The organism is Azospirillum sp. A29 (assembly GCF_042604625.1).
GTDB lineage: Bacteria > Pseudomonadota > Alphaproteobacteria > Azospirillales > Azospirillaceae > Azospirillum > Azospirillum palustre.
Genome location: NZ_CP170465.1, coordinates 46,721 through 70,159 on the forward strand (window position 1 = coordinate 46,721; position 23,439 = coordinate 70,159).

Genomic DNA, 23,439 nt, shown 5'->3' on the forward strand with positions numbered 1-23,439 from the left:
GTGGGCGCAGAAGCTTCAGCCCGCAACGGGGGCACCCGGAAAAGCTGTACGATCCGAGAAAAACTCGGCCAGCCCCCTCATCGCCCCCCGAACTCCACACCCCAGCGGCGCCGGAACGGCGCGCGGCCTCGCTCCGCTCGGCCGCAGTCACGTTTCAGGTCGGCGCCGTTGGCGCCCTGCCACGCCCAACTGGTTCCCGGCCCCACGGCCCAAGTGTCCTCCCCACCTCTTCCAATGCAACCATCCGGGGGCTGCTCCGCAGCCCCGAAGCAACCATCCTGCGCGGCTTCGCCGCGCCGCTGGCTCAGGCTTGGTGCGGCGGTCCCTGCAACGCCTGGGCCTCGCCCTCGCTCAGCTCGCGGATCGGCGCCCAGTCGCGCGCGCCGACCCTAGTCAGACCGCCGATCGATACGTCGACGAAGGCGCGGTTTGGACAGGAGCACATCCGGCTCTCGTGTATACGCTCGCACACGATTACGGCCCCGCAAGCAAGGCACTGCGCCGCCACGATCACCGGTCGTCCTCCATAGTTGGGGGCTGTATATTGAAGCGCTCACAAGGAGGTGCAATGGCCGAGGAACCGCTGTTTGTGCCGACTCCGCGCCCGGTGCGGTTCGCCCCGGACGGCACCCCGTGGCCAATCTGCCCGTGCGGCGAACACCAAGCCTCGGAGCCCAACTGGCACGGCTGGCGCGGTTGCCCCTGCGGCGGCGCCACGGGCGAGATCACGAGCCTCGGCACCGCGCATTGGATCCTGCAAGACAGGCCCCTTGTCGAGCAGCGGCGCCAGGCCCGGCACACACGCACGGAGGCTGAAATAGCAGTCCGGTTGCAGGCCAGAATCCGCTGAGGCGGACCATATACGTCAGCGAGATCACGTTCCGCTATGGGATGGGGTCGTTGTAGCGCCAGACTTCAGGGCGGCCAGGCGCAGACCGGGGCCGCCCTTTTTCTGTCCACACTCGTATACGCCGTGGGGTCCGTCGATCAGCTGAATTGTTCCTTATTCATTCCATTGGTGCGTAGGAGCACCGTAAGCGTTGCGTGACGACACATCCAACGTGATCGAGGTTCATGAAATATTCCGCTGGTCGCAGCTCAGCGGGGTAAGAGGATGTCGGGTCAGGATTTGGAGAGCTATTGGCGCGGTCATTTTGAGGCCTGGAAGGGCAGCGGGCTGACGCTGAAAGCCTACGCAGTCAAACGACATTAGGAAGGGGTTCCCTGGCGACACGAGGAATGGGCCCCCGGTTGAGCCCAGCGCCACAGCCGCTTGCAATCGATGGTGAGCAACGACTCCCGCGGGGCGGGTTCGGTCAAGCCCGAAGCCGCCGGAGGCGGAGGCCCGTAGGGCGTGGCTTGAGGGAGCCCGCCCCGCGGGAGATCATCCAGCCTGGATGCAGGCGGCGCTGGTCGGCCGGACATAGGACGGTTCCACGGCATGGTCATGCGGAGTTTTGCGCGTCGGTGGCGAACGGTATTGGCTTGATCAGACCGGAACGGCACTTTTCGCGCAGCCGATAGCTGTCGCCGCGGATGGTGATGACGTGGCTGTGGTGAAGCAGGCGGTCCAGGATCGCCGTCGCGGCCACGGGGTCCCCAAACACGCTCCCCCACTTGCTCACATTGCGGTTGCTGGTCACCAGAATACTGCCGCGTTCATAGCGGCGGCTCACCAGCATGAAGAACAGGTGCGCTGCATTGGTCTCCAGAGGCAGGTAGCCGAGTTCGTCCACAATGAGCAGCTTCGGCTTGGCGAAGTGCCCCAGCCGTTCGTCCAGCCGCCCATCCGCGTGGGCTTTGGTCAGCATTGTCAGCAACGTCGCCGCCGACACGAACAGCACCGAGTAGCCGCGCCGGATGGCCTCGCGGCCAAGCCCGACAGCCAAATGCGTTTTGCCCACGCCGGGCCGCCCGAGCAACAAAAGCGCGTCGCCGTTAGCCACCCACCGGCCGGTTGCCAGATCGCGGATCTGCTTGGGGTCGAGCGACGGTTGGGCGTCGTACTCGAACTCCTCCAGCGTGCGCACAAAGGGGAACTTGGCGATGCTCATAGCCGTCTGGATGCGCCGCTCGTCCTTGCGCGCCACCTTGGCTTCGCACAGGAAGGCCAGGGCCTCGCGCAGGCTCATCTCACGCCGCGGCTTCAGCCTCTTCGCCGTCCTGGAGGCGGGCGACTTCGAGGACGTCCGGCTCGACGAGCCGTTCGACCTCCGGGACCGTGGCGCCGAGCGCTTCGTAGCCTTTGAGACTGACCGCGACTACAAGCTGACGCTGAACGACCACCAGCTTGCCTGGGGCAAGCCGGCGATCAATGGCAACACTCTTTACGCGTTGGCCAAGGTCGGCGTGGACGACGTTGTGTTCCTTGAAGTGCGTGGCGGCGAGGACCGGTTGATCGAGCCGAGCGAGCTGATCGACCTGACAGCTCCGGGGATAGAGCGGTTCATCACCGCGCCGCGGCCCGTCCCGACCTTTGAGATCATCGTCAACTCCCGCCCGCGGGTGGTGACGGGCCCCGTCTGGTCACGTTCGAGCAGATCGTGCAGCTGGCGTTCCCTGGGTCGCACGAGGCCAACGTCCTCTTCTCGATGACGTTCCGCCATGCCGCCTCCAAGCCTCACGCTGGCGAACTGAGCGCCGGCGGCTCGGTCGACGTGAAGAAGGGGACCGTGTTCAATGTCACACGCACTGTTCAGTCGTAACGCCGACCTCAAGCGCCTGCGCGACGATGGCTACTTTGTGCAGGTACTGGGCGGCTTTCTGGTCATGCGCGAGGTGCCCTACGTGGATTCGCAGCGCCGGTTGCGAACGGGCACGCTCTTCTCCAGCCTCACCATGGCTGGGGAGGAGACCCGCACGCCGGATACGCACGTCGTCTACTTCAATGGCGAGTTTCCCTGCCAGCCCGACGGCAGCCCCATCCAGCAGATCGCGCACCAGAGCAGCAACTTCGATCTGGGGCACGGTCTCACGGCGAAGCATTCGATGCAGGCCGGCAGCTTATCCAAGAGCTCCTGCAGCTTCTGTCGGGAAAAGGCCCTGTTGAACAGCGTCTTGCCCGTTTCATCCGTCGCGCACACCTGAAAATGCCGCTTCCCCAGATCAATCGCCACCAGATAGGTCTCAGTCATGCCGCCCTCCTTCAGCAAGGCCAGACAAACACTGCTGTCAGGTGACATCCCTATTTCCCTGGCGACACGAGCGCTGCCCCCTCTGCCATCGTTACCGCAGCATGGGCTTCAGGTTGTCCCGGTAGTCCATAGGCTTGATCCGACGGGCAGTTTTCCAGCCCGAGGAGGATCAAGCCTGTGGGCCCACCGGGGCAACCGGGGGGCAGCCTTCGTGTCGCCAGGGCGGCAGTTCTAGGGGGCGCCTGACAACTGCATCCTGGCATACTCCGATGCCAAGGATAGGGGGCATCCACACCATCAGTTCAGTTCCTGCTGGAGCTCCATTGTCGAGGACCATCCCCGCCAACTCGCCTCACACCATAGCCGCGGCGCGTGTCGTCGGGCTGGATGCCGCTGTCCTTCGTAATGTCGTCAGCGGCCCGCTGCAGCGCCCTGTACAGCTGAGCGCGTTCGCTCCCTGAAAGATCCGGACAGGCTCGCTCCACGACGTTGCCCGTGTCGTGATGGTGCAGGAGAGCCAGTGCCCGCAGCCTCACATCCTCAGACAACAGCGGCTGATAGTGGCTGGGCGCCTTCGATGGATGCAGATGCGCACGGCTCGCCTGCCATCCCAATGCAGCAAGCAGCGACAGCGACCGGTTGATCCTCCAACAATCGTCCTCGTCCAGCAAGAGCCGGTCGAAGAAGCGGACTCGACCGGCGGCGTCGAGCCACAGAACTCCCTCACCCGCCACCTCGCGGATCCTCTTGCCCTGGCCACCCTGCGGGCCGCACACTACGCGGTTGACCAGCTCTGGAAAATCGGGGTGAACTTCATGGAACTCGCACTCCAGCACCAGCCGCGTGACGGCGGCCCGGTCGAGCCGGTTCAACACGCCATCGCTGATCACCGGCAGCATGTTTGCGCCCCAAAAACTGAAGGGCCCCAACGGCTCGTCCTCATAGGGGGAGTAGATCTCGGCCATCCGCGCGCTAAGCGCCATGGCGACCGTGCGGGCGGCGCCGGGCAGCTGAGGAACGGACCGAAGGGTGGGTGCCATGATACGGATCTCCGAGGCGGGCGGCCGATGGCGCTGTATGTGGACTCCTTGCACCGCAGGTCAATCGCGCCCGCCAAGGTGAAGCCCGACGACGGCTCCGTTGAGGCTGTTGCCGAAGCGGCTTCATCCTGCCGGAGGCAACCCCTATTGCCATCAGTCCGTTTTGGGCCAGCGGCAGATGAGCCGCTCGGTGGTGGGGCCTTTCGAATGGTCAGCATGGTGAACGTAGCGCAGGACCTGTCCGTTTCGCGGCGGGCGGTTCGGTTTCTGATCGTTTTGCGCGGCGCCTCGGCCCCGGTGATGCCGACGGCGAAGCCGCCGCGCCACCTCAAGACGCTGGTCCCACCCGCTTGGCCCCGCGTCGGTCACGCCGATCCTGCCGGCGGCTTCCGGCACCACCCACGCCACGGCCTTGCCGGACGGCCGGCCACCCATCGCCCGCCTTGCGTCAACGCCACGCTCTCCGGCGCACGCGTGTCGCCGTCCACCATCAGACAACCCACAGAGCAACCCGGCGCTGATCCGCGGCGGGTGGCGGCGTAAGTGCGGTGTTCCGGATGGCCCTGCGCCACACCACGCTCGGCCGGCGTGCACGGACCGTCGCCTTGCTGGCGCCACAGGCCAGCGGCGGTGCAATCCGTCTGCTGGTCGACAGTACCGGATTGACGTTGTGCGGGCCCGGCGAATGAGTGATCGAAAAACACGGTACGAAGAAGCGGCGATCCTGGCGGAAACTGCATATTGGCATGGATGCGGTGACCGGCCGTATTGTCGCCGCGCCCATGACCGGCCGGGATGTCGATGACGCCGCACAGTCCGGCCCTCTGCTGGATCAGGTGGCCGACCCGGTCACCGCGTTGCTGGGCGATGGGGCCTACGACCGGAACAGCATCTACGCCGACATGAGGGCGCGCTACCCGGAAGCCGCGGTGATCGTGCCGCCGCACGCTGACGCCGCGTTCAGCGACACCGCCGAAACCGCCCCCACGCAGCGCGACCAGCACCTTCAGCAGATCGCCGAAACTGGGCGGCTGAGCTGGCGACGCGACAAAGTATATAATTTGCGCGCATTAGTGAGGCTTAGATCGGGCGCTTCAAGCGGGTAGTCGGCGATGCTGTTGCGCTCCCACAGCAATGAGGCGCAGGCCACTGAAATCTCGGTCGCCGTGGAGGTCCTTAACCGAATGTTTGACCTTGGGCGCCCGAAGTCCATCCACGTCGTATGAGCAGCGACCCGGAAAGGGATTTCTCGGCCTGCCCAACCTTGCTGCAATATGCTGATGCATCACGACAAGCTGCTCTGCCTCAACATCGAGACGATGCCGGACCGTCAGATTCTCCCGCCGCACTGTCATCAGATCGTCGCGATCAGCTTCGTCGAGGTGGCGCTCTCAACAGGCAGATCCCGCTGCGAACAGGTTCTCACACCCATGAGCCGGTGAGGTGCGTCGGCTCATGGGGCCACCCAAATTCTGTCCCGGGACAGAATTTGCCATCAGGCCGTGTCGTTGCCTAGGCGTTCTTTCAGCTCGGCGATTTCGGCATCGATCCTGGCCCGCTGCCCGATCAGCGAAGCCAGCCGCTTCCGATCCCGCACGCGGGCGTCTGCCTCATCGTCCTGGGGACGCATCCGCTTCTTGAACTCTTCGATGGCCCGGCGAGTGACGGCGGGGGTGACGAGCCCTTCTTTCAGTGCCACTGGGCGCTCGTGCTCGTACAGCGATACCAACTGGTAGGCGACCGTGTAATTCGGCGGCAGCGCATCCGCGGGATAAACGCCATCGTCGACAGCGCGGGCGATAGCCATTAGCCGGTCGGCGATGTTGTGTGAGAAGGGCAGGCGCTGCGACGTGAGCACCATGAAGTCGCCGTGGGCCAGCTTCTCCTTGGCACGGTTCAGCGCCCGGCCCGTCTCGATGAACGCCCGGCCAGCGTCACCCCACAGCCGGCTCACTTCGCCGGAAAAGTCCTCCACCGTTTCAAGATCGCGCTCGATGTCCAACACTAGGTCGCCCGTGCCGTTGTCGATCGTTGGCGGCTGGGCGGCCTGCTTCGCAACACTCGGCAGCTTGGTGGCGAACGGGTTTATCTCGCTGCGGATTTGCTCCGGGTCGAACTCCTCGGCCTTGAAGGTGCGGCGCTTCGGCTTTTGGACCACCTCCACGCCGGCCATGGGGTTCTTACGCGGCGGCATGGCCAGCCTCCATCAAGTCGGCGATCTGGTCGGCCAGGGCAGCGATGTCTTCCTGGACCGCTTTGTCGGCAATCGGCACGCCGGTATAGGACGCCTGCTGGTAGGCGGTCCGCATGGGGATGTCCACCGTCAGCATCGGCACCTTGAAGACCGTCAGCTGGTCTACCGTCTCTGCCGTCACCTGGGCGCGACGATTCACCTTGGTCAGCAGGACCGCGTGCGGGATTGACCGGCCTTTGATCTCCTGGGCCTGCTGGATGATCATCTGCGTCTTGACCGCCTCGATCACGTCGTTGCGGTCTGGGCTGCACGGGATGATGACTGCGCTAGCCGCCGCCACGGCATAGAGCATGCCGCGCGTCAGCACGCCGGCGACGTCTACCACGACGATCTCGGCCTCTGCCTGCGCCGCCTTGATGGCTGCCAATAGCCCCTCCTCCTCAACCACCTCCACCGGCACGTCTGACTTGCTAAGCCGCTTCACCAGATTCTGGTTGGGGTCGCTGTCGATTGCCTTGACGGTGTGACCCTCGCGCAAGAAGTGATGGGCGATGCAGGCCGCGGTCGTGGTTTTGCCCGGCCCTCCCTTAGTCGACGCAAATACGAATACAGCCATGGTGTCCTCGCGGTTGGGTCTCGTTTGGCGTCTGGCGACCGAAGCGCCTTTGGCATCTGGCGACCGTCATGCCGCGGTCAGCTTTGGCACTGGCGGCGGAGACGGGATCAGAACGAGACCATTGCTGTCAAGATCGACGCGCGCTTCAGGATAGGCGGCGAGTGCTGCCCGCAGGCTCTCCACGAACCGCGGCTTGAAGTGCTTCATCTGGGCGAACCCGCCGCCGAATTGCTGGTAAAGGGCCGGCCAGGAGATTGGCATGGGCTTGCTAAGGCTGTGCAGACGATAGGCGAGCCACACATAGGCGTCGAGCGCCATCGACTGCGAGCACAGTTCCTTCAGCGCGGTGTCGCGGACCGGGACGGGGTGATCGCGCAGGGCGGCGTAAAACCCCTCCGACAGGTGGACAACCTCCTCGAACAGCTTCCCCTGCCGGCCGTCAATCGCCTCGCCACCCAGATTGAAAGCGCCGTCGACGATGCCAAATTGGACATGGTCGGCGCTGTCGTTCCAGTCGAAGGTCAGAATGCAGCGACTGATCCGGCGCGCCTGATCGCGGATCGCGGTGAAGCTGGTGCCGCCTACGGATACCCCCATTCGGCCGAACCACTCATTCATCGACCTGCCAAGCACCACCTCGCGCGTGCTGCGCTTCAGGGCCTCTGATTGCAGGTAGAACAGGATCATCCGCGCCCGGGCGCCATACGGCACACCGATCGGTACGGTTTTTCCCTGGTCACGCACATGGCCGGGGGCGATCATCAGTGTCACGCGGGCGCCGGGGCGCGTCCACACCTCGTCTGGCGGACGAGGCTTGTGGGGCAAGCTGGTCAGGCAGAATCCGGCGTAGGTGATGCCTATGGCTAGCCGCTCCTCTTCCATCAGGGCGGCGGCAATGTCAACGTAGCGCCGCTGCTCGGACGGCACCATTTCGCGGGCACGCTCAGCGCCGTGATGAATGATCAGGTCGTGGATTTCAGCCATGGCTCACCTCTCGCTCCGATGGTGCACACCGGACCGGTCTTGGTCAATTTGGCATCTGGCGACCGTGTGGATTGGCATCTGGCGACCGGTCTATTGGTAGTTACTAGAGATCTCTTATCAGTATGGTCGCCAGATGCCAGTGGAAGAATCAGGATTCCGCCGAGTCGGCGGTCGCCAGATGCCAAGAACCGGACGCCAGATGCCAAGGGATAAAGGTGACGGTCGCCAGATGCCAGGGGATAAGCATCATCGGAAAGCCCGGTCGCCAGATGCCAAAGCCGAATCGGAGTCGTTCAGCCGCAGCCACTGGGCCCTGAGATTCGCAATCGGGCCCTCGACCCGCTCGGCGTGCCAGCAGCAATTGGCTGTGCCGCTGCGCGAAACTGTCCCAGAGCGCCAGCAGCAGGTCGCAACGATCCACCATCGACTCGTTCCGCACCTGCATCTTCCACGGTTCGTACCCGCCCGGCGACACCACAACGACGTTGGCTGACAGCGCCAGCAGGCGGCGGTAGTAGGCCTGGGATGGTGCCAGCCAGCGGCTCTCCTGGGCATCGCACGGCACTGCGGCGGTGAACGGAACGCCAGCCAGCACCGCAGCGTGTGCAAGCGCCAGATCCCAGCCCGGCGCCATGCCGGTCACCACGCGGGTGATACCCGTGCGGCCGGTGAGCCAGCGTGATGCCAGCACCAGCAGGCGGGCTTGACGTTGGCGCATAAAGCGTCGGGGGCTGGCGGTGTGCGGCTTCTGGCGGGTATAGAGGCGTCCCGCTGAAGCCGAGAGCCCGATGCCTTACAAGGCCAACGAGAGCCGTCGTCACAAAATCCCGAAGGCGCGCTACCGGGTCGAGAACTGGTCGAACTACGATGCGGCGCTGCGTCGGCGCGGCGACCTGACGCTCTGGGTGACGCCGGAGGCGGTCGCCGCGTGGACGTCGCCCGCCACTGGGCGGCGTGGCCGACCTTCCCGCTACTCGGACTTGGCGATCGAGGCCGGGCAGATGCTGCGCCTCGCCTTTGATCGTCCGTGGCGCCAGACCGAAGGCTTACTGGGCTCGCTGATGCGCCTGCTCGGCCTGGACCTACCGGTTCCCGATCATACGACGTTCTCCCGGCGCAGCGCTGACCTGAAGGTCGCGTCGGCGCTGGCCCGGACGGGCCGGTGACGGTGGTCATCGACTCCACCGGGCTGAAGGTGTTCGGCCGGGGCGAGTGGCACCTGGAAAAGTACGGCAGCCACGCGCGCCGGACGTGGAGAATGCTGCACTTGGCCGTCGATCCGGATAGCGGTGTGATCCTCGCCTCGGCGTTGACGTCCAACGAGGAGGGGGACGCTTCGCTGGTCGGCCCACTGCTCGACCAGATCGCCCGTCAGATCGGCACGGTGCTAGCCGACGGGGCGTATGACGGTGAGCCGGTCTACCGTGCGGTCGCCGCCCACAGCCCTGCGGCGGAGGTGATCATCCCGCCGCGCTCGACGGCGGTGCCGAGCGCCACGACCGGAAATGCCTCCAGCCAACGCGACCGCCACATCCAGAGGATTGGGCTGCACAACAGCCCTCACCTCGCGCCGTCACGCTGGAACTGCCAAAGTAGTGCTAGTCCACCGCCGATCTCGTACGCGGCCTTGCGGCTTCTTTGGTCGCATCACTCGCACCTGAGGGTGGAACTGAGAAATAGTTGCGTGCCAGGTGGCCCGCGCCCGCCCACTGCGGGCTTTCGTGGGGCCGCAACCAGCATTTATGGCATCATGAGGCTGATGCTGTTATCGATGGTAATTGACGATGCGTGAGTGCGTATTTATGGTTGAGGTAATCCGCTAAAAGGTTTGGAAGTGCTGCCGGCAAAAAGGCTCGATATCGCTGTGCACGTGAGAGATTGACTGGAGACAGGATGCCGACGCCTTCACCCGATGTTGCCTTCGTTATGCTGGCGGGCGGGCTCCTGGACCTTGCGGACGTCGACCGGGCGGATGCGACGGTCCGTCAGGACCGGACGATGCCGCCGCGCCTGAGGCGGGCGCTCTCGTTACTCTCGGGCCTCTACCTGGCCGAAGGCGTCGACGATCTCGGCTGCTGCGTGCATGAGACAATGGCCATGGCGGCGCGTCCGGCGCGCGACTGGGGGCTCGCCGCCTTCCGACCGCCGTTCATCCACGCGGACGTCGTCCTGGTCGATAGCGGCCTCGGCGTGCCGACGGACGACTGCGTCGAGCTCGGTCGCGCAGGCGGCGAGACGGAAATACTGCAGGAACTGCAGCACGAGCGGCTGCGCGCGGTGGTCGCCGGGTTCCCAGCGCCGCGGCGCAAGCAAGCCTACAGCGACGTTCGCGAGTTCATCGTGCGCCGACCGGTGGTCGCGATCTCGGATTTCAAGAGGTTCTGCGCGAGCGGCGGCCGGGCCGCGGCCTCGCGGACGATTGAGGGGTTCTACCGAGACATCCCCGCCGCGGCCGTATGGCCGGACCGGTCGATCAAGCTATGCGCAGGGTGCGGCGCCCTACCAGCGGTTCGTCCGCGACGTTGTCGCCCAAGAGGCGTCGTTTGGTAACAGGCCACTGGTGCTGGTCGACGCGACATCGTCCCGCGACCTCTGGCGGTGGCTTCGGAACGACGCGGCGGGTACGCCGATGGCCTTTCCACGCCTGCCCGCCGGCGAGGTCGACGAGACGGCATGGCGGCACGTTCGGGTCGTGCGAGTCGACGGGACCTGCTACCTCGCGCGGTTTGTCCTCGACGACGAGCGCGAGGGCGATCTCGATGCGGTCGACGAGCCCAAGCCCGAGGAGGCCGCGGCGCCGGCCCGACCCGGGCGGCGCAAGGTGCCGGCGGAAGGGCCTGTCGTCGAGGAGGCCGTCGAGGAGGGGCCGGTGCCGGCCACACCGCGGCCGGCCGGGCCGAGCCTGGTTCAAGCGCGCCTGGAGCGCGCATCGTTCGGGGGAGAGGACATGGGCGGGATGGATGGTTTGGTCACCGAGAGAATCCAAATGCGCGAGCCGTGCTTGGCGCTCCCGGAGTTCGTGACCCCGGAGTGGGTCCGTCGCGAGATGGCGCTCCTGAAGTGCTACGTGCGCGGCGCAACGGCCGGCCGCAAGGAGATCGCGCGGATCTCCGGCTTCAGGGGCTGGCCGGACCGGGTGCCCGAGGCGGGTGAGTGGGAGCGCCTGGTCGTCGAGGGGATGCGCTATCCGTTCTTCCTGCGGGCGTTCTACCGCGAGGCCGTTTTCCACGGCATCCCGAACCCGAGCAAGAGGCACGACTACACCGCTTTCCGAGGGCTCTACACGGCCGTGATGGGCGGGCCGCCGGCGCGCCGCGGCAAGAAGATTATGTACCACCGCTACCGCGGCCCCCAGCCTCCCAAGGAAGCTCCCAAGGCGCCGAGGGGCGGTAGGACGGCCGAACCGCCATTCGCCGAAATCCGGGCCATGCTTGACAAGGACCCCGCGAAGGCGACCGAGTTCGCCTGGGTCGCGGCGTTCGTGTACACTAAGTTCGACCATCCGGCCCTGGCCGATCTAGTTGCGGAACGGCGGGCTTGCTTCGGGGCTTCGGCGGAGTCGATTCTCGAGGCGTGCCAAGTATTGGCCGCCTATCCGCTCGACTGGAGTGCCGATGTGACAGGACACGGCGCGAGCGCATCGTGGATCCCGGAGGGCAAGCCTGAGGAGGCCGACACGGCCATGGGCGTTGAGACCTTCGACGAGTCGTGCGAAGGGACTGGGCGGGACGGCGAGGCGGACGGCGACGAGGGCAAGCGGGAGGAGGACGGCCGCGAGGTGGGGCCGGCGGTCGCCGAGGCCGTCGCAGCAGCGGCGCTCCGTCCGGGGCCCGACGTGGCGCCCGGCGCGCTGGTCGAGGGGATGAGCGAGGAGGACCTGGCGCGATCTTGGCGGCGGGAGCTTCAGGAGCTCATTGAGGCGGCCAGGGCAATGGAGGCTGGCGCGCCGGACGGCTCGGACGTGGAGACGGTCGCCGCGAAGGTCGCGGTGCTGAAGCACTATGCCGACCTGTGGGTGGTCGTTCGCCCGCCCCTCGCAGATACGGGCGACCTGTTGCGGCGTCTGGAGATCGTCCTCGGGAGGCTCTCGGTGCTCGGCAAGGCGGAGCCCGCCGAGCTGGAGATTGGGATACTGGTCGGCGAGGCGCCTTCCTGCGTCCCGCGCGCCGCGCTCGCCGAGGCAGAGACGGTGGTGGGCCGGGCCGAGGCCAAGACAACGCTAGCGGAGGAGGTATTCCAGTCGGGCCAGGAGGCTCGGCGCACGATTGAGGACTTCGACGAGCTCGGCGCTGTCCTGACCCGCATCGGTGCCCGCCTCAAGGAGACCCGCAGCGCGGGGTACGACGCCGCGCGTGAGGCTGCGACCGTGCTGATCGATGCCGCTCCGTCGCCGCCGGACGTCGCGCCGGCCCCTCCAGTTCGGCCGGCGCCGTTTTCAGATGCGGAGAGCGTAGCCGGAGGGACAGAGGCCCCCAAGCCGAAGTCGCCGAGCAGTGACGGCATGGCCGCGCTGGGGATCAGGGTCGAGGCTCCGACAGCGCCCGCGGAGGTTCCAGAGCCCGAGCCTGCGCCGCGGAGCGCGGCGGAGGAGCCAGAGGTCGTCGAGTTCGACGACCCGGAGGAGGCGGCGCCGACCGAGGCCGGCCCGGCTGGGCAGGCGGAGCTGGACGCGACGGCGGAGGCTGTGCGCTTGGAGCGGGCCGCAGCGGAGGCGGCCATTGCCGGGGCGGCCGCTCTGGAGTCGGCCGTGCCGATGGCCGGCGATGTAGCGAGGCGCTTAGAGGAGCTGTTCGCAGCCGGCGAGTTCGGCGCGGCCTACCATCTTCGCCGGGCGGCCGGCATGTCGATGCCGGACGCCGGGATGCCGTTCACGGAAACCGAGCTCAGGCTGGCGGCTACGGCGGGCATCGGCCACGGGCTCTCCCACGTGGAGACGCAGCGCCAGATCGCCATGTTCGACGAGGCGGCGACGATAGCCCAGGAGATGACCGGCTCGCCCGCCGTGCACTCGGACCTAAGGACGGCGCGCCGCATCGCCATGCTGGCCTCCCTCATCGAGCCCGCGCTGTTCGGCGGAGCGTCGCACCGGACCCTCGTGGAGACGATCGGGACTCTCGTAAAGAGCGGGGTCGGCAACTGTTTCTTCGATCTCGCCAGGGCGGTGACGCGCAACCGCGACGAGGGCTTCCCGCTGACGGTCGCGAACCTCTATGCCGCCGCGCCGTCGAGCGACGGGCGGCACGCGGAGGAGGTGCGCCGCCATGTCGTCGAGAAGGCCAAGGTCATCGGCTCGGGACGGTGGGACATCAAAGCCGCCACCAAGGTCCGCAACTGGCTGAGTAGCAAGGCTGGCCCGGTCGGCCGTCTAGAGGCGGCGATGCTCCGCGGCGATGGCCTATCGGAGGCGCGCGAGATAGTTGATCTCTGCCTGAGCTACGAGAAGGCGAACAACCTCATCTCGGTCGGTGAGGAGGAGTCCGGGGCGGCGGAGCTGTACGGCGACGTGCGCGAGCGGTTCATCTCAAACCTCGGCGAGCTTGCCAGCTACTGCAAGGCGTGGGTCGAGGCGGCAAGCCCGATGGACGGGCTGGGTCATCGCGAGAAGGTGGTGCGCGAGATCGGCGGCATCATCGTCGCCGGCTCCGACCGCGCCCGGCGCGAGTTGGCGGCGCTAGCGGCGGAGCGGGGAGCGGTCGTCGCGGCGGCGGTCGCCCTGGCTGATGGGGTCCTCGCCCGCCTCAAGGGCATCGCCTCGGGCGAGGAAACGCCCAAGGTCGAGCCGGTGCGTCATTTGGTCGCCCTGCATGGCCCGCTGCTGTGGATCCCCGGCCTCCTCTACGCGGGCGGCTGGACGCCGTCGCCGTACGAACCGGATGCGATCATCGGTGCCATGCTCGACGACCTCCCGCCGGCCCTGGCCGAGCGCTCCACCGAGCGGTCCGTGCGCTCGGCCATCGAAAAGCGCATGCGCGAGGGCTCGTTTATCGCCGCCCGGCTCCTGGTGTGTGCGGGCCGCTGGTACGGCCTGCCCGCCTCGTTCCTTAGAGAGATGGCGGATGACATAGACGGAGGCATGGCGGTCCGGCGGGGCGCGCTCGAGCAACGCGTAGAGGAGGCCAAGCGCGAGGTCATGCGCGCCCAGCGGTTCGGGCCGCCGGGCGCCGAGTCCCTGGATGACCTCGTACAGCGCCTCGGGGAGGTCGACATTTCACGTCTGCCGAGCGACATCGATTCGATGGCGCCCGATACCGGCGCAGCCGAGCGTCTCCTCGACTTCGCAGCAGTCGAGCGTCGCGTCGCGGACGTTAAGGACCGTGTGGCAGCGCTGCTCGCGGAGCCCCGCGAGGTACTCGGGGCGAGGCTTGCGTCGATCGCGGCGGCGCTGCCGCCGGAGCGCGCCGACGAGCTGCGGCGTGGCATCGGCAAGCTCCTCGACATGGCCGATCTAGCAACGGCGGAGGAGATGCTCGACCACGTTGAGAAGGATGGCAGCGAGGCGGCAGACGGGATGATCCGTCCCGCAGACTTCAACGAGTACTTCCCCGCAGTCCCTGACGCGCTGCCGGAGAAGGGCTACACGCTGGACGAGGTGATGGCGGCGATCGCCGAGCGGAAGGACTTCCGCGGCCTGCACTTCTCGTCCATCGAGGAGCCGGACGAGGCGAGCAAGTTGCTCCGCCACTGGCGCGACTTCCGACAAGTCGTCCGCGGCGGCGGCGGCAACGTGGCGGGCGTGCTGGCCGGTGCCACATCGATGCTGACGGCGTTCGGCTTGCGCTGCGATCTCGGCAATGAGATGGACGCCGGGCGCTCGAACCAGCGCAAGGCGATGTTCGTCGGCGACATCACGATGCGCCTCGGCGGGGAGGGGAGCCTTATGCTGCCGGACTTCGGCAGCAAGACGCAGAGCGCCTGGCGGCTGTGCGTGACGGAGCGAATCCCCGAAGTCGGCGTGCTGCTGGAGCTGTGCGGGGACGCCGGCCACGTCGGCGTGCTCTTGCTTGTCGCGGGCGCCGTGTCCTCGCGGCAGCGCGAGGAGGCGGCGCTGCGGCTCACGGCCGAGGGGCGCCGGCTGCTCATCGTCGACGAGACGCTGTTCCTCTACGCCCTGTCGAAGCGGCGCTTCCGACCGCTGACGATTATCGAAGTGGCCCAGGCGTTCAGCGCCGCCGACCCCTACGAGGACTCGGGAAACGGCGCCGTCCCGCCGGAGATGTTCGTCGGCCGCGCCGACGAGATCCGCAAGATCGTCGGCCTCGACAGCGGCTTCCTCGTCTACGGCGGGCGCCGTCTCGGCAAGACCGCGCTGCTGCGCTACGTGCAGTCGCGCGAGCACGATCCGTCCAACGAGCGGGTCTGCGTCTACGTCTCGCTCTACGAGACGGAGGCCAAGAGCATCTGGCAGCTCGCCTCCGCCCACATGACCGATATCTTCGGGCCCGGGCGCGAGGTGCACGACGGCGAGATGTTCTGTGGCCGCATCGAGCAGTGGCTGGCAAAGAATCCCAAGCGGCGCGTCCTACTGCTGGTCGATGAGGCTAACACCTTCGTCAGCGAGGACGAGCGCAAGCAGTTCGGGACCTTTCGCCAGCTGCAGGGCCTGATGACGCGTACCGGACGGCGCTTCAAGGTCGTCCTCGCCGGCCTGCAGAACATCGCCCGCATGGTCCGCAACTCCGAGAACTCGCCGGTCAGTCACGTTGATCGCGACGTCCTGCGGATCGGCCCCCTGATGGGCCGCGACGCCGCGGACGCGGAGCGTCTCGTCACCCGACCGCTCAGCGGGATGGGCGTGACCTTCGAAAACCGCGACGACGTCTGGCGCATTCTCAGCGCCTGCAACTACTACCCCGTCCTCATACAACTCTTCTGCAAGAACCTTGTGCGGACGCTGCGGGAAAGGGCGCGGACAGAGCGTCGCATTGTACGGCAGGTCGATGCGGAGACAGTGTCGAAGGTGCTTGAGGATAAGAGCACACTGCGCGACATCAAGGAGGCGTTCGACAAGACGCTCAAGCTGGACCAGGGGCGCTACGAGCTGCTGACCTACGTGGTCGCGCAGCACGTCGTCGAGCGCGGGTCGGCCGGCTTCTCCGACGAGGGGCTCACGGCGCGCGAGGTCCGGCGCTTGGCGGGCAGCTACTGGAAGGAGACGTTCGGCGACGGGGTGGTCACCGACGACGATGTTGCCGGCCTTCTAGACGAGATGGAGGGGCTAGGGCTCCTGCGGAAGGCGTCGGACCTCAGCTGGACGCTGCGGTCCCGCTCGATCCTGCGCTTTCTCGGCGGCGCCGACGGAGTCGTGGACGGCCTGCTGTCCTTCTCCGGCCGTCCGGCTCCCAAGGTGTTCGACCCACGGGTCAAGCGGCGCTTCCTAGAGCCGACGTCGAAGGACAGGGATTCCGTTCGCTCGCCGCTAACGGCGGGCCAGGAGTACGACCTCCTGCGCTCCGACGGTGAGCCGGTGCGCCTCGTCTTCGGCGTTCCACTGGCGGGACTGGACCGAGTGGCGGAGGCCCTGCGCACCGCCCCGGTAGGAATGGGCAGCAACGGCCCAGAGATCGAGCTCGCGCGCAGCCGCGGCGTAGCCGAGTTCGTCTCCGAGATCAAGTTCCTCAAAGCGACCGGCGAGCGCCGCAAGGTCCTCGTCGTCCCGCCGCAGTGCCGCTGGACCGCAGAATGGGTGCAGAAGGCAGCGGCGGCGACGTCGGTGCGCGAGGGGCGCAGTCACGTCGTCTTCATCGGCGGGCCTTCTGAGGCGTCGACCTGGGTGTCCTCGGACCTGCGGCCGCGCTTGGCGGAGATGCCGGTCCACACGCTGTTGCCGTGGCGCATTATGATGACGGAGACGCTCCTCAACCAGTCGCAGATCCTCGACGCGGCGTTCCGCGCCGCCGAGATCCACGCGACGACGGGCGGATGGAACGGGCCGATATGCGCGGTGTTCCCCGATGACGCACCCAGCAAGACGCGCCTCGAGGCGAACCTGCGCAAGGTACGCGACAGGCTCGCGACGCACGAAGGCTTGGCCGCCGAGTTGGGGCTCTCGGAGGCGCTGGGAGCGGCGCTGCGCAGCCTCGTCGCCTACCTCGGCGCGGACGGGCGCTTTACGCTGGCCGACCTCGCGGAGGAGCTCCGAGGATCCGATAGTCCTGATCCGCACCGCGTGCTCGATTACGCGCTCTGCCTTGGCCTCGTCGAGGCCGTTGCAGAGAAGGGGCGGAAGGGAGTCGACGGCCGCTGGCAGCACGAGCTCAACGCCCTCGTCCTTGAGGCGTTGCGCCGGGCCAAGGAGACCGTGGCATGAGCGGGATGGATTGGTGGTCGCTCCCGGGGCCGCGCCGCTTCCTCGACGGCGTCCTCGAGCGCCGTGCGCGGCATGGCGTGGTGGCAGTGTCCGCCCCGGCGGGGCTTGCCGGGCTGAACGATGCGCTGGCCGCGCGCCTACGCGAGGCCGACGCGATTCGGCCGGAGGTCGCCGAGGACGGCGCCGACGTCCGCTCCCCGGCGCATCTGCTCGGCGCGCGCGCCGGCGCCCGCCTCGGCATCCGCAGCGTCGAGGATCTCGTCCGGGCTCCGGAGCTCGACGGACGCACCTTCGTGGTGCACGGCATAGACCCAGCGCGATGGCGGCGGTGGCAGCTGTTCGTGTCTGAGTTCCGGCGTGCCAAGCTCGAGCCAGGCCTCGGGCCGCGGCTCCTGGTCGTGGTGCCGGGCGGCCTGCGGCCGGAGGAGACGGCGGGCGTCTTCGGCCCGGCGGCCGTTGCCAAGTGGCTGGGCTACATCTCGCGAATTGATACGGAGACCTGGGCGGCGTCGCTAGCAGCGGCGCCGACCGGCCTGATCCCGCGCATGGCGCGGGCGGCCTCGGTCGAGCTCTCGGGATGGAACCGCGGCCTACTCGAGGCGCTGCTCGGCCTCGATGACGAGCTCCAATTCGACCCGCGCGGCGTCCTAGAAGCTGCCGCGGCCGAGGGCGTCGGCGGTCGCGCTACGTGCTGGGAAGACGGTCTCGTCGACGTCTGGGAGGACGATGTCCGGGTCGATACGCTCGCGCTCCTCGCGACGCGGCGGTGCGAGGAGGTCGCGAAGAGGATTTGGCGCGGCCACGTCCGCGTGCTCTTTCCCTTCCTCGACGACGTCCGCACGGCGATCGTCCGCCGCCATTTGCCGGCGTTGTCGCGGCTCGTTTCGCCGGCGACGCCGTGGTCTCGGCCGCCGTCGGCGAACTATCCGACGCCGCCGGTCCGCATCGACCCCTTCCAGCTCGAACTCCCGGAGATCCGCATGGTCGGCGGGCATCTGCTCTCTGGGAACGAAGTCCATCTATGCCGCAAGGGCAACGCGCTCCGGGCTATGATGGCGCATCTCGACCCGGCGCCGTTGGCGAAGGTGCAGGAGTTGGCAGATCTCGGGAAGCCGCCGACGAGTGGCTTCCCAAGGAGGAGGTTGGCTGGGACTGGCCGCGGTGCGGGCAGCGCCTGACGCTCATGGTCGGACCACCGGGCGCCGGGAAGAGCACCTGGGCGGCGCGCAACCACCCCGAGGGTATAGTCTCGACAGACGCTATCCGCGAGGAGAGCCCGCGGCTGCTCGAGCCCCAGGTCTTTGCGGTGGCGCGCGAGCGCGTCCGGAAGCTCCTTGCCTGCGGGCGCGACGCGCTACTCGACGCGATCAACCTAGAGGCGGCGCATCGAGCCTTGAACCGGTCGGTGGCGCCCCCGTGGGTGAAGGTGCGCTACGTCGTTGTTGATCGGCCGCTCGAGGAGAAGATCCGTGACGGCGGCTGGCGCAACGCGCCGGACAAGCAGGGTATGATCGAGGAGGGGCACGAGGTCTTCGCGACGGGCGTCGCCGAAGCCCTCGCTGGGGACGGCGTCCCTGGCATCGAGGTGGTGGACGCGGTGCGGCACTCAGTTAATGCTTTAGCTTGAGGGAATATGCGGTCATGCGATGTCGGAGTAGCGCGCCGGCCGCATCGGCCGGTAGCGGGCGGCGTCCAGGCGGCGATCGCCATCGGCGTCACCCACACGGTGTTGTCAACTTCGTTGGCGGTTGATGAGATGAGTGTCTGAACAACCATAAGCGTTGCGTGACGACATATCCGACATGATAATGGTTCATGAAATATTCCGCTAGTCGCAGCTCAGCGGGGTAAGAGGATGTCGGGTCAGGATCTGGAGAGCTATTGGCGCGGTCATTTTGAGGCCTGGAAGGGCAGCGGGCTGACGCTGAAAGCCTACGCTGAAGCCCATGGAATTGGACGTCGGGCTCTGGGCCGGTGGTCGCGCCGCTTTGCCGCTGCGGAGGAGGTGAACGCTCGCTGTCATAGGGATAGTCTTGGTGCTGTCCCTATGACGGCGAGCGCTCCCTTGGTGATGGAGATCGTCGAGGCGGCACCCCGCCGGCGGTATTGGTCGCAGGCGGAGAAAGAGCAGTTGGTGGCGGAAACCTACGAGCCGGGCGTGAGCGTGTCGCTGGTCGCCCGGCGGCGCGGGGTCGATCCCAGCCTGCTGTTCCGCTGGCGCCGCCAGATGCTCACCCCAGCCGAGCCGCCGCCCGTCTTTGCGCCGGTGGAGGTGGCGGACACCACGCCGGCTCTTCCCCTCACGTCGCCAGTTCCATGCGGTGCCGGCATGATCGAGATCGAGTTGGCCGGCGGACGGCTGCTGCGGGTCGGTCGGAATGTCGATGCCGAAGCATTGCGCCAAGTGATCAGCGTGCTGGAGCGGCCATGATGCTGTCGATCCCGGCTGGTGTGCGCATCTATCTGGCGCTGGAGCCCTGCGACATGCGCCGCGGCTTCGACGGGCTGGCCCTGCTGGTGCAGCAGTCCCTCGGCAAAGATCCGTTCTGCGGCCACCTCTACATCTTCCGAGGGAAATGTGCTGGACGCGTGAAAATTCTCTACGCCGATCAGAACGGCATGGCCGTCGCGGATGGTCTCAGTGAAAACTAGGTTTCGGGCCTGCCGTCGCTGGCATCGAACTTGCCGACCGTGGCTCCAACCACCTGGCCGGTGACCATGCTGCCGTCGCGCAGGATGGCAGACTTGAAGGTGCCCGTGATAATGGTTTCGTTGCGGGAGTTGTAGAAAGAGACCATGGCGGCTTGCTCTTCGCGTCGAGTTCCTGATGTTCGGCGAAGAGGCGCAGCGGAGCGCCTTCGATTGCTCCGCCGCCCGGTGCGATCTCAGCGCCAGCCGCGCGAGGTCTGCATGTGCTCCCAGCTCGTGCTCAGGTCTTCGTCCTCATAGATGACTTCGGGGGCGAGCGGATCCCTTACCTCGGCAGTGATTCCGTCGTCATCGAGCATCTCGTCTCCCTTGATCGGCAGACCCTCAGCGAAGGACGGAACGGCACTGCCGTCGGCGTCGCGCAGAATGCGCAAGGCCGACTCCCGCACCAGGGTCGCCGGTTCGCCGTTGATGATCGCCTGCACTATGTCCGATCCCCTGGTTCCGGCGTCGACCACCGCCTCATGGACGTTCCACGCGAACATGCCGGAGGCGACCTTTCCGCCGAACTCGGCCAGCCGGGCACGGAAGGCGGCGTCGTTCACTTCGACGGTGACCGGACGGGTTTTAAGGGTGTCGAGTGCGGCCGTCCTGTTCGGGAAACCGAAACCCCGGGCGACGGCTTCATCAAGGTGGCCGAGCTTCACCCCGTCGATCAGCGGACGAAGCAGATGCTTCACGTCGCGGAGGAAGTCGGCGGAACGAATCTGATATGAAGTACGGATGATGGCCATGCTGTCGGTCCTCTGGTGGCCGCGGTGCCTGCGGAAACCTCACCGGGCCTCTACTGAGGTCCGACGACATTCCATTGGAAGTCCGGGATAATCTCCCGATCACCAGATTCGACCCCGCAGGAGGCCAGGACTGGGAACCCTAGCCCCTTCATAGCCGATCACGCACTTTTGCGTCAACAAAAATGCGAGCGGCGCTGTGTGACGGAGTCGGATGGCTGCCCCCGCAGGTAACCTCTCAGCCGCGAAACACGTTGCGCCGATGCCATTCAATGTTTTCTGACCGGGGCCGGTGCGCCGACTGTGTTGGCAAGGAAATCGGCTGACCGTGCAGTCGGTTGAGTGCCTCGGCCGACCCGCCGTTCACGGTTCCGCTCACCTCGACGTGGAAGTCGGCCGAGAGGGTCAGCACCCCAAGGTCCAGCAGGCGGTGGTGCAGGACGCACAGGGCGAGACCGTTGCCGAGCTCGCACGCACCACCCAGGGCATGCCAGCGCAGATGCGCCGCCTCCAGGCCGACCAGGGCGTCGTCGCTGCGCAGATTGAACCGGCAGATGGCGCACTCGCACCGGTACGCCCGCAGCACGGCGTCGCGGAAGCCGGGGGCCCGGGCGGTCCCCTCGCCCGGCCCAAGGTCAAGGCCCACCGCCGCGGCGATGTCGTCGTGCAGGCCCGGCGGGAAGTTCGCGTCGAGGAGACGGCGGGCTGCCCGGTCCACAAGGCCGGGGTCGCGCCGCAACAGGTCAAGCACCTCGTCCGTGAACCCCGCTTCCGGATCGGCGGCGGCCATCGCGGCGGGGCGTCCCTGCCCACTGCCGTCGAAGAGGTCGGGTCTGGCATCCAGCTGCCAGATTCCGTCGGAGCGGAGCCGGACGAACGGGTCGGCCACGCGCGCCCTTGTCCCTGAGGGACCATAGGTCCGCAGGAGCCGCGGCAGGACGTTGTCGGCCTCGCTGTAGCTGATCGTCGCCTTCCCAGCCTTCAGGCGCGCGAGCGCGAACAGCAGGAGCAGAGGCTTGTGAGGAGCCCTCACGCCGTTGCCGGTATGGCGCCGTAGCCCGTCAATTCTGTTGAGGAAGTCCGTCGCGTCCACAGTTGCTCCGCCCGTGCGTGTTCAGTGGTCGCACGCCCGTTCTAAACGGGCAGCACGTGCTCGCTTTCCAGATGCCGGTCGGCGCCGTCGGTCAACCGGATGACCGGCGGTTCGGACACCAGCAGCGGCATGCCGCGTCGTGCGGCGTTTTCGGTCCATATGTCCAGAAACGTGCCCAGATGGACACGGTCACCGCGTTCATGGGCCAGGAGCTCGAGCAGGCTCTCCAGGCTCCGGTTGTGCCCGGCGGGCGTGGTCCGGCCGGAGAGCAGGGCGTAACGGACGTAGAGGGCGAACGTGTTCAGCACGTCCCCTTCGCAGTACGCGCGCACATCCGCGATGCGCCCCTGCGCCACCATGTCGGCAACCTCGGAGCCGTGCCCGCCGATCTTGCCCGGCAGGCCCATCGACCGGCACACATCGTCGAGCCCGCCGAGATTGCGTGTGGCGCCGAAGTCGCTGAGTACGTCGAATAGGTCGCAGTGCCAGTCCGCGCTGTAGCGCTGCCCATAGGTCGACCACCTGTCGCCCGCCCTGTACCAGGAATCCGCCGCAATGCCGTGGAAGAGAGCGCGGAGCTTGAGCAGCGGCAGGTCGAAGCCCCGTCCGTTATACGTCACCACCCGCGGTTTCCGGTCGGCGAACCACCGCCAGAACGCCTTCAGGATCTGCGCCTCGGTGTAATCCTCGCGCCCGCCGCTACGCACGCCGGTGACCCGGTACCACTCGGTCCCGCCATCCTCGTGCACGATTTCCGCCTCGACAAAGGAGACGGCCACCACACGATGGTACGGCAGTTTCGGGAACGCTGCCAAATCGGTATCGGGCGGGAGCAGGTCGTTTTCGGGAACGGTCTCGACATCCAGGCATGCCAGCACCGAGTGTGAATACTGCACCATGCCGCCGCTCGCCTTGGTTGATTGCAGCGCTGACGCTACGTCATCTGGCTCGCGGGCGGCAATCAGACGCTATTCCTAACCTGACCGTGAGCATGAGCACCTTGAAAGGAGGGCGCCCGTTGCCGACGGTTCAGGCCGGAGCAGTTTCTGCTGAGGGATCAGCACAACGCGGGAAGACGGCATGGCGCGACGAAGGACGGTTCGGCTCGACGAGGCGGCCGAGGTCCTTACCGAGGCGCAGCGCATCCTCCAGCAGAGGGACGCGGCGGCGCTAGCCGATGACTTCGACGAGACTTACACCGCAGAGGTCGCTGCCGGCCTGCTGGCCTCGGCCGCTTGGCGCACGTTGAAGAACTATCTCGCCCAGCGCCGGTCCAACCAACGCATCATGAAGGAGGGCACGGCTCCCGTCCGCGTCCGCCTGCCCGCCGATGTCGCGCAGGCCCTCGCCGAGATCGCCCCTTCGGCGGGAGGTGTCGTGCTTCCCCGCAGTCCCTGAGCGCCAGGATTGATGCCCAACTAGGAGATTTTCAATCGCCTAATCTTTGCGCGACAGGCACAACAAGTCGGCGGCACCGGCACCGATGGCACGGCAGGCTGGTGAAGACGTGAACCACCTCAATCGCGGTTTCGCCTTGGATGGTGCTGCGTGAAAGCCGCATCGGCGGTGATCACGGTGCCCTTGAAGGTCGTCGCTCAGGATCAGTGACCAGGGCCCGTTCGACGGCCCGG

Annotated in this window: 18 protein-coding genes and 6 pseudogenes; 13 read left to right on the forward strand and 11 right to left on the reverse strand. The window is 66.9% G+C overall.

All coding sequences use genetic code 11. The features are described from left to right. Positions 1-304: 304 nt before the first annotated feature. Both ABNQ38_RS14550 and istB read right to left on the reverse strand, forming a co-directional pair. Entirely contained in the window at positions 305-445 is a 141-nt protein-coding gene (locus ABNQ38_RS14550) for a hypothetical protein (RefSeq protein ID WP_377807895.1), read from the reverse strand. Between the two features lie 1,000 nt (positions 446-1,445). Beyond that, positions 1,446-2,141, reverse strand: a pseudogene (gene istB, locus ABNQ38_RS14555) (IS21-like element helper ATPase IstB); the annotation flags it as partial. Here istB and ABNQ38_RS14560 point away from each other — a divergent pair. Both ABNQ38_RS14560 and ABNQ38_RS14565 read left to right on the forward strand, forming a co-directional pair. Continuing rightward, positions 2,134-2,705 (forward strand): annotated as a pseudogene (locus tag ABNQ38_RS14560) (multiubiquitin domain-containing protein); the annotation flags it as partial. The pseudogenes istB and ABNQ38_RS14560 sit on opposite strands and share 8 nt — an antisense overlap. Continuing rightward, positions 2,680-2,997: pseudogene (locus ABNQ38_RS14565) on the forward strand (DUF6791 domain-containing protein); the annotation flags it as partial. The pseudogenes ABNQ38_RS14560 and ABNQ38_RS14565, both read left to right, overlap by 26 nt. Positions 2,998-3,436: 439 nt before the next feature. Here ABNQ38_RS14565 and ABNQ38_RS14570 read toward each other — a convergent pair. Further along, positions 3,437-4,174 carry a hypothetical protein gene (locus tag ABNQ38_RS14570; RefSeq protein WP_377807896.1) on the reverse strand — a complete coding sequence of 246 codons (738 nt, stop codon included), beginning with the start codon at positions 4,172-4,174 and terminating at the stop codon, positions 3,437-3,439. 689 nt (positions 4,175-4,863) lie between these two features. On the opposite strand from ABNQ38_RS14570, the gene ABNQ38_RS14575 reads away from it, so the two are divergent. Together ABNQ38_RS14575 and ABNQ38_RS14580 are read left to right on the forward strand one after the other, a co-directional pair. Next, on the forward strand, positions 4,864-5,280 hold the full coding sequence (locus ABNQ38_RS14575; RefSeq protein ID WP_377807897.1) for a transposase: 417 nt from the start codon (positions 4,864-4,866) through the stop codon (positions 5,278-5,280). 174 nt (positions 5,281-5,454) lie between these two features. Then, positions 5,455-5,616: a hypothetical protein gene (locus ABNQ38_RS14580; protein ID WP_377807898.1), complete on the forward strand. Its 162-nt coding sequence runs from the start codon at positions 5,455-5,457 to the stop codon at positions 5,614-5,616. A gap of 53 nt (positions 5,617-5,669) precedes the next feature. Here ABNQ38_RS14580 and ABNQ38_RS14585 read toward each other — a convergent pair whose 3' ends face one another. From ABNQ38_RS14585 to ABNQ38_RS14600, 4 genes are all read right to left on the reverse strand, one after another. Further along, positions 5,670-6,368 (reverse strand): DUF3102 domain-containing protein, encoded by a 699-nt coding sequence (locus ABNQ38_RS14585; protein WP_377807899.1) that lies wholly within the window; start codon positions 6,366-6,368, stop codon positions 5,670-5,672. Next, positions 6,355-6,984, reverse strand: coding sequence for a ParA family protein (locus tag ABNQ38_RS14590; protein ID WP_377807900.1), 630 nt, complete (start codon positions 6,982-6,984; stop codon positions 6,355-6,357). Before ABNQ38_RS14590 ends, ABNQ38_RS14585 begins: the two co-directional genes overlap by 14 nt. A 66-nt stretch (positions 6,985-7,050) precedes the next feature. Then, a complete protein-coding gene (locus ABNQ38_RS14595) occupies positions 7,051-7,968 on the reverse strand; it encodes a replication protein RepA (protein WP_377807901.1) in 918 nt (305 codons plus the stop codon). A gap of 148 nt (positions 7,969-8,116) precedes the next feature. Next, positions 8,117-8,686, reverse strand: coding sequence for a hypothetical protein (locus ABNQ38_RS14600; protein WP_377807902.1), 570 nt, complete (start codon positions 8,684-8,686; stop codon positions 8,117-8,119). Between the two features lie 70 nt (positions 8,687-8,756). Here ABNQ38_RS14600 and ABNQ38_RS14605 point away from each other — a divergent pair. The 8 genes and pseudogenes from ABNQ38_RS14605 to tnpB form a co-directional block, all read left to right on the forward strand. Then, a pseudogene (locus tag ABNQ38_RS14605) lies at positions 8,757-9,511 on the forward strand (IS5 family transposase); the annotation flags it as partial. Between the two features lie 383 nt (positions 9,512-9,894). Next, a complete protein-coding gene (locus ABNQ38_RS14610) occupies positions 9,895-10,518 on the forward strand; it encodes a hypothetical protein (RefSeq protein ID WP_377807949.1) in 624 nt (207 codons plus the stop codon). Further along, positions 10,499-10,618, forward strand: a pseudogene (locus ABNQ38_RS14615) (hypothetical protein); the annotation flags it as partial. The gene ABNQ38_RS14610 and the pseudogene ABNQ38_RS14615, both read left to right, overlap by 20 nt. Before the next feature lie 1,281 nt (positions 10,619-11,899). Next, positions 11,900-17,275, forward strand: coding sequence for an AAA family ATPase (locus ABNQ38_RS14620; RefSeq protein WP_377807950.1), 5,376 nt, complete (start codon positions 11,900-11,902; stop codon positions 17,273-17,275). After that, the gene (locus ABNQ38_RS14625) at positions 17,272-18,453 is read left to right on the forward strand and encodes a hypothetical protein (RefSeq protein WP_377807903.1); all 1,182 of its coding nucleotides are present in this window, start codon (positions 17,272-17,274) and stop codon (positions 18,451-18,453) included. Before ABNQ38_RS14620 ends, ABNQ38_RS14625 begins: the two co-directional genes overlap by 4 nt. A 5-nt stretch (positions 18,454-18,458) precedes the next feature. Continuing rightward, positions 18,459-18,902: an AAA family ATPase gene (locus ABNQ38_RS14630; protein ID WP_377807905.1), complete on the forward strand. Its 444-nt coding sequence runs from the start codon at positions 18,459-18,461 to the stop codon at positions 18,900-18,902. 420 nt (positions 18,903-19,322) lie between these two features. Beyond that, a pseudogene (locus ABNQ38_RS14635) lies at positions 19,323-19,499 on the forward strand (transposase); the annotation flags it as partial. 203 nt (positions 19,500-19,702) lie between these two features. Continuing rightward, positions 19,703-19,927, forward strand: a complete 225-nt coding sequence (gene tnpB, locus ABNQ38_RS14640) for an IS66 family insertion sequence element accessory protein TnpB (protein WP_377807906.1) — start codon at positions 19,703-19,705, stop codon at positions 19,925-19,927. Here tnpB and ABNQ38_RS14645 read toward each other — a convergent pair. The 4 genes from ABNQ38_RS14645 to ABNQ38_RS14660 form a co-directional block, all read right to left on the reverse strand. Then, positions 19,924-20,073, reverse strand: a complete 150-nt coding sequence (locus tag ABNQ38_RS14645) for a hypothetical protein (RefSeq protein ID WP_377807908.1) — start codon at positions 20,071-20,073, stop codon at positions 19,924-19,926. The two genes, tnpB and ABNQ38_RS14645, sit on opposite strands and share 4 nt — an antisense overlap. Before the next feature lie 87 nt (positions 20,074-20,160). Then, positions 20,161-20,718 carry a hypothetical protein gene (locus ABNQ38_RS14650; protein ID WP_377807909.1) on the reverse strand — a complete coding sequence of 186 codons (558 nt, stop codon included), beginning with the start codon at positions 20,716-20,718 and terminating at the stop codon, positions 20,161-20,163. Between the two features lie 235 nt (positions 20,719-20,953). Continuing rightward, positions 20,954-21,808: a phosphorothioated DNA-binding restriction endonuclease gene (locus ABNQ38_RS14655; RefSeq protein WP_377807910.1), complete on the reverse strand. Its 855-nt coding sequence runs from the start codon at positions 21,806-21,808 to the stop codon at positions 20,954-20,956. Between the two features lie 41 nt (positions 21,809-21,849). Then, positions 21,850-22,707, reverse strand: coding sequence for a 3'-5' exonuclease (locus tag ABNQ38_RS14660; RefSeq protein ID WP_377807911.1), 858 nt, complete (start codon positions 22,705-22,707; stop codon positions 21,850-21,852). A gap of 181 nt (positions 22,708-22,888) precedes the next feature. On the opposite strand from ABNQ38_RS14660, the gene ABNQ38_RS14665 reads away from it, so the two are divergent. Next, positions 22,889-23,206 (forward strand): hypothetical protein, encoded by a 318-nt coding sequence (locus ABNQ38_RS14665; RefSeq protein WP_377807912.1) that lies wholly within the window; start codon positions 22,889-22,891, stop codon positions 23,204-23,206. The last annotated feature ends 233 nt before the right edge of the window (positions 23,207-23,439 follow it).

What these genes read in the sequence shown, in the direction of transcription:
- ABNQ38_RS14550 (WP_377807895.1), bottom strand. Translation starts at nt 445, where the DNA reads ATGTGCTCCTGTCCAAACCGCGCCTTCGTCGACGTATCGATCGGCGGT.
- ABNQ38_RS14570 (WP_377807896.1), bottom strand. Translation starts at nt 4,174, where the DNA reads ATGGCACCCACCCTTCGGTCCGTTCCTCAGCTGCCCGGCGCCGCCCGC.
- ABNQ38_RS14580 (WP_377807898.1), top strand. Translation starts at nt 5,455, where the DNA reads ATGCATCACGACAAGCTGCTCTGCCTCAACATCGAGACGATGCCGGAC.
- ABNQ38_RS14585 (WP_377807899.1), bottom strand. Translation starts at nt 6,368, where the DNA reads ATGCCGCCGCGTAAGAACCCCATGGCCGGCGTGGAGGTGGTCCAAAAG.
- ABNQ38_RS14590 (WP_377807900.1), bottom strand. Translation starts at nt 6,984, where the DNA reads ATGGCTGTATTCGTATTTGCGTCGACTAAGGGAGGGCCGGGCAAAACC.
- ABNQ38_RS14595 (WP_377807901.1), bottom strand. Translation starts at nt 7,968, where the DNA reads ATGGCTGAAATCCACGACCTGATCATTCATCACGGCGCTGAGCGTGCC.
- ABNQ38_RS14600 (WP_377807902.1), bottom strand. Translation starts at nt 8,686, where the DNA reads ATGCGCCAACGTCAAGCCCGCCTGCTGGTGCTGGCATCACGCTGGCTC.
- ABNQ38_RS14610 (WP_377807949.1), top strand. Translation starts at nt 9,895, where the DNA reads ATGCTGGCGGGCGGGCTCCTGGACCTTGCGGACGTCGACCGGGCGGAT.
- ABNQ38_RS14620 (WP_377807950.1), top strand. Translation starts at nt 11,900, where the DNA reads ATGGAGGCTGGCGCGCCGGACGGCTCGGACGTGGAGACGGTCGCCGCG.
- ABNQ38_RS14625 (WP_377807903.1), top strand. Translation starts at nt 17,272, where the DNA reads ATGAGCGGGATGGATTGGTGGTCGCTCCCGGGGCCGCGCCGCTTCCTC.
- ABNQ38_RS14630 (WP_377807905.1), top strand. Translation starts at nt 18,459, where the DNA reads ATGGTCGGACCACCGGGCGCCGGGAAGAGCACCTGGGCGGCGCGCAAC.
- tnpB (WP_377807906.1), top strand. Translation starts at nt 19,703, where the DNA reads ATGATGCTGTCGATCCCGGCTGGTGTGCGCATCTATCTGGCGCTGGAG.
- ABNQ38_RS14645 (WP_377807908.1), bottom strand. Translation starts at nt 20,073, where the DNA reads ATGGTCTCTTTCTACAACTCCCGCAACGAAACCATTATCACGGGCACC.
- ABNQ38_RS14650 (WP_377807909.1), bottom strand. Translation starts at nt 20,718, where the DNA reads ATGGCCATCATCCGTACTTCATATCAGATTCGTTCCGCCGACTTCCTC.
- ABNQ38_RS14660 (WP_377807911.1), bottom strand. Translation starts at nt 22,707, where the DNA reads ATGGTGCAGTATTCACACTCGGTGCTGGCATGCCTGGATGTCGAGACC.
- ABNQ38_RS14665 (WP_377807912.1), top strand. Translation starts at nt 22,889, where the DNA reads ATGGCGCGACGAAGGACGGTTCGGCTCGACGAGGCGGCCGAGGTCCTT.